This is a genomic window from Citrobacter sp. wls826, assembly GCF_005281245.1.
In the GTDB taxonomy this organism is placed as follows: domain Bacteria; phylum Pseudomonadota; class Gammaproteobacteria; order Enterobacterales; family Enterobacteriaceae; genus Citrobacter; species Citrobacter braakii.
In genome coordinates this window covers 136,766-141,807 of sequence record NZ_SZWS01000012.1, presented here as the reverse complement: position 1 = coordinate 141,807, position 5,042 = coordinate 136,766, and the positions used below count along the sequence as shown (strand labels likewise).

The following is a 5,042-nucleotide window of genomic DNA, read 5'->3' as shown; positions in this document are numbered from 1 at the left end:
GCCGCTGATGCGGCCTTTTTTCATGCTCATCCCGGTCAACGAATCGTCTGTAGTTGCTCCTCCACATACAGATAACCAATTCCCATCAGCTGTTGTGCGCGGCTCAGCTTGCCAAAGCCGATTTGGGTTGCTCTGGTGCGAGTCGCGTCACGATGATCGAAGGGGTTAAATCCCGTCTGCCTGATGATGATATTCAGCCACTCTTCCCCAAAGCCACAGCTGCGGCCGTATAACAAAATATTATTTATATTTAAGGTATTCAGGAAGTTGTAGAGACTAAGTCCGATGGCGTTGGCCGAGTCTTCAACCCAGGCATGAAGGCGTAAATCCCCCTGTTGCCATTTTTCAATCAAGGCATCAATGGTTAGTGCTTCAGGATTATCAGCGAGATCGGGGCGCGTTTTTAACCACATTCTCGCCTGTTTTTTTAGCGCGCTGAGGGACGCTACGGTTTCCAGACAACCGTATCGACCACAATCGCAGGCTACGCCATCAGGGTTGATAATCGTGTGCCCGATTTGTCCGCTGCCGTAGAGACTGCCGCGCCATACCTGGTCGTTGATAACAAATGAGGAGCCAATACCATAATCGACATTGATGACGCAAAAGTCCCGATACTGACCGTCGTTTTGCCATTTTTCCGCCAGCGCCAGCATCACACAATCGTTATCGACCATGACGCGCACGTTGAGTTTTTCTTCCAGTAGGTATTTCAACTCCACGGGCTGTTTCCAGGGCGCCTGCGGCATCGTCTGCGATACGCCAGTTCCCGCATCAACCTGTCCATGAACCGCCAACGCCAGATTGATTTTTCGATTAGGCCAATTTTTACGGTACTGATGCCAGCATTTCTCAATGGCCGCGAGTAATGCCTGGGGATGGGGGGCGTCAATCGCATGGTATTCAACGTCGCCTTTTGGACTCAGGCAGGCGTTGCCAAGCTGGCACTCGATACTGGTAGGCGTGATGTTCATGCATAAGGTCCAGTCACCCTCCGGGGCGATAAGCCAGGCGCCGCTGCTATGGCCGCGTGACAGACGGTCGTCCGGTACATTTACGACGCGTCCCTCTTCCTCCAGCTCCTGAAGAATATTGCTGACGGCAGGAATCGAGATTTGTGCCAGTCGGGCGAGGGTCGATTTGCTGGCTCGTTTCTTGCGATACAGGTACTCCAGCAGCACACCCTTGTTGTAATGGCGAATTTGCTGATTGTTAATGCAGGCTTTCATACACTAAACCTTGTTAACTAAATTGCGTGATTATTGTGCGTAAAACCCGTAATTCTGTCCATTACACTGCTCTCATTATTTCACTCTAGTATGTCTTGTTAACTTTGAGGGCGTTATGAGTTCAGTAAACGTTTGGCAGGAGACGGTACATATTCCGACCTATGAAACGGGGGCGCAGGATGTACATCCCATGTTTCTGGAGAATCGGGTTTATCAGGGGTCTTCCGGGGCCGTGTATCCCTACGGTGTGACGGATACGCTGAGCGAGGATAAAACGTTAAAGGCCTGGCAGGCGGTATGGCTGGAAAATGATTATATCAAAATCATGATCCTGCCTCAGCTTGGGGGCCGCGTGCATCGCGCATGGGATAAGGTGAGGCAGCGTGATTTCGTTTATCACAATGACGTTATCAAACCCGCGCTGGTGGGGCTGCTTGGTCCGTGGATCTCCGGGGGGATCGAGTTCAACTGGCCGCAGCACCATCGACCCACTACGTATATGCCGGTGGATTTTACGATTAGCGAAAATGACGATGGCTCAAAAACAGTGTGGGTTGGCGAGACAGAGCCGATGCATGGGCTGCAGGTGATGACCGGATTTACTCTGCGCCCGCAACGTGCAGCGCTGGAGATTGGCAGTCGGGTCTACAACAGCAATGCCACGCCGCGTCATTTCTTATGGTGGGCGAATCCGGCAGTGAAAGGTGGCGACGGGCATCAAAGCGTCTTTCCACCGGATGTCACCGCGGTGTTTGATCACGGCAAACGTGCGGTTTCAGCCTTCCCGATCGCCACCGGAACGTATTACAAGGTGGACTATTCGGCGGGTGTTGATATCTCTCGCTATAAAAATGTTCCGGTACCGACCTCCTACATGGCGGAAAAGTCAGAATACGATTTTGTCGGCGCCTGGTGCCATGATGAAAATGGCGGGCTTCTGCATGTTGCGGATCATCATATCGCGCCGGGGAAAAAACAGTGGAGCTGGGGGTATAGCGAATTTGGTCAGGCATGGGATAAAAATCTGACCGATGAGAATGGGCCTTATATCGAACTGATGACCGGTATTTTTGCCGATAACCAACCGGATTTTACCTGGCTTGACCCATTTGAAGAAAAGCGTTTTGAGCAATACTTCCTGCCTTACCACTCGCTGGGCATGGTACAGAACGCCTCGCGCGATGCGGTGATTAAACTACAGCGTGATGACGAGGGGATTGCCTGGGGGGTGTATGCCATTTCTCCTCTCTCCGCCCACCGTCTTACCCTTTGCGAAGAGGGGAACCCGCAGCCGCTGCTGGATGAAGTGATTGAGCTGATGCCATGCGCCGTTGTGCAGGGGGCGTTAACCGGGATTAATCCCGCTCGTCTGACGATAACGCTGTCCGATCGCCACGGCAGGAGCGTATTGCGTTATCAGGAACATCAGCCGCAGGAGATACCGCTGCCGGAAGTGGCGAAAGCCCCGCTAAGTGCGGATAAGATCGGCAGCGTGGATGAGGCGTGGTTTATCGGCCAGCATCTGGAGCAATATCACCACGCCAGCCGTTCACCTTTCGACTATTACCTTCGCGGCCTTGAACTGGATCCATTGGATTACCGCTGCAATCTGGCGCTGGCGATGCTGGAATATAATCGCGCCGACTACGTACGAGCGAGCGATTATGCCACTCAGGCGTTGGCGCGTGCGCATCGCCTGAACAAAAATCCGCAGTGCGGGCAGGCAAGCCTGATCCGCGCCAGCGCCAGAGAACGGCTACAGCAATGGCACGATGCGCAGGAGGATTTTTGGCGCGCAGTGTGGAGTGGTAACAGCAAAGCGGGCGGATATTATGGGCTTGCCAGGCTGGCTACGCGAAATGAGCGTTACGATGATGCCCTGAATTTTTGTCGGCAGAGTCTGCTGGCGTGTCAGACCAACCAGGATGTGCTGTCTCTCGAAACATTATTACTGCACCTCACCGGTCGTCATGGCGAGGCACTGCAACTGACCGAAAACCTGCTGCGCGACTATCCGCTGAATCCCACTTTCTGGTGGGTGAAAGCGACGATCTCTGCAGCCGAATCGGACATGGCCCGCTGGGTGGGCGTCTGCCAGTCGCGGGATATTAACGCCTTGCAGACCGCCGGATTATTGCTGGACTGGGGAATGACTGAGCGGGCGAAAGCCGTCCTGACCGCGCTTAACTGCCAGAAAACGCTACCGCTCTATTTGCAAGCCAGTTTGAGCGAGGGGAATGAGCGCCTTGCGCTGATAAACCGCGCGCGCGAGGTGTTTCCTGACTTTGTGCGTTTTCCCAATCTGCTGCCGGAAGTGGCGGCGCTGGAAAATGTCACAGAGTGCTATTTTGCTCAGCACCTGCTCGCCTGCTTTCACTACAGCCGGCGTAACTATGAGAAAGCGACTCACCTGTGGCAGCGCTGTGTTGAGATGGCCCCTGATTTTGCTGATGCCTGGCGAGGGCTGGCGATTCATGCGTGGAATAAACTGTCTGATGCCAGTCTGGCGACGGCGTATCTGGATAAAGCGTGTGAGCAACAACCGCAAGACGCTCGTCTTTTGTTTGAGCGCGATCTGCTGGATAAGCTCACTGCCGCAGAGCCAGGCAAACGCCTTGCCCGGCTGGAGGCAAATCTCGCTACGGCACTGAAACGCGACGATTTAACGGCGGAGCTGCTGCATCTTTGGCATCTCGCCGGGAAAACGGATCACGCGGCCGGGATCCTTTCTTCGCGTAAGTTTCATCCCTGGGAAGGTGGCGAAGGAAAAATAACCAGTCAGTTTATTATCAATCACCTTTTGCGAGCCTGGCAGCATATTCAGCACCAGCGTCCGCAGCAGGCTGAAGCGTTGCTGACTGCCGCGCTGCACTACCCGGATAACCTCAGCGAAGGACGGTTGCCGGGTCAGACCGATAACGATATCTGGTTCTGGCTGGGGATTTGCGCCCGGCAGCAGGGTATGGAAGAACGTGCTGTCGAGTGTTTCCAGAAAGCGGCGCGGGGCGATCGGACGATCAACATTCATAGCTACTACAACGATCAGCCGGTGGATTACCTCTTCTGGCAAGGTATTGCCTTGCGGATGACGGGTGAAAACGCGGCCAGCCACCAGCTTTTCAACGATATGCTGCAATGGTCGCAACACATGGAGGCTGAGCAGGTGGAGGCCGATTTCTTCGCGGTATCCCAACCCGATCTCCTCTCGTTATATGCCGATATCCAAAAGCAGCATCAGGAGAAATGTTTGCTTGTGCGCTCCCTGGCGACGGCAGGACTGGGCGGCGGAGCAAGCTACGAGCAGGCGCTATCTGAGCTGGAAGCGCTCAATCCCGCCTGGGCGAAAGCTGCGCTGTTTCGACAGACAATGCCCTTCGTGCTGCACCTCATTAACTAAAGAACGTTTACTGTAATCTTTGAGCGGCCTGACCCGCCGCTTTCTTCGGGATGTTTAGAATATGTGAAATCGCCCGGCGGACGCTTATGTTCCGCCGAAGCTAAACAACAATAAATGCCTGACCCTACAGGAGGCACGTATGTCTAAAAATAAGGTAGTCTCATTTTTTTCATATTTACTGTTAACGTTGTTGAGTATTTCATTCCCCGGCTTTAGCGCAGAGAAAGAGATTACCGTCGGTGCAATCTACCTTGATACTCAGGGGTATTACGCTGGCGTACGTCAGGGCGTTCAGGATGCGGCACTAGAGAATCAGGCAAAAATTCAGCTCATTGAAACCAATGCTCAGGGCGATATTTCCAAAGAGAGTTCGTTTATCGATACGCTGGTCGCGCGCAACGTGGACGCCATTATTC

General features: G+C 53.6%; 2 protein-coding genes and 1 pseudogene. 2 read left to right on the top strand and 1 reads right to left on the bottom strand.

The features are described 5' to 3' along the window. Positions 1-35 precede the first annotated feature (35 nt). Complete coding sequence (locus FDW87_RS01625; protein WP_016154034.1) at positions 36-1,229, bottom strand: ROK family transcriptional regulator; 1,194 nt, start codon at positions 1,227-1,229, stop codon at positions 36-38. Between the two features lie 115 nt (positions 1,230-1,344). Between FDW87_RS01625 and FDW87_RS01620 the strand changes: the two genes are divergently transcribed. Next, the gene (locus tag FDW87_RS01620) at positions 1,345-4,626 is read left to right on the top strand and encodes a DUF5107 domain-containing protein (protein ID WP_016157158.1); all 3,282 of its coding nucleotides are present in this window, start codon (positions 1,345-1,347) and stop codon (positions 4,624-4,626) included. A gap of 139 nt (positions 4,627-4,765) precedes the next feature. Further along, positions 4,766-5,042 (top strand): annotated as a pseudogene (locus FDW87_RS21490) (sugar ABC transporter substrate-binding protein); the annotation flags it as partial.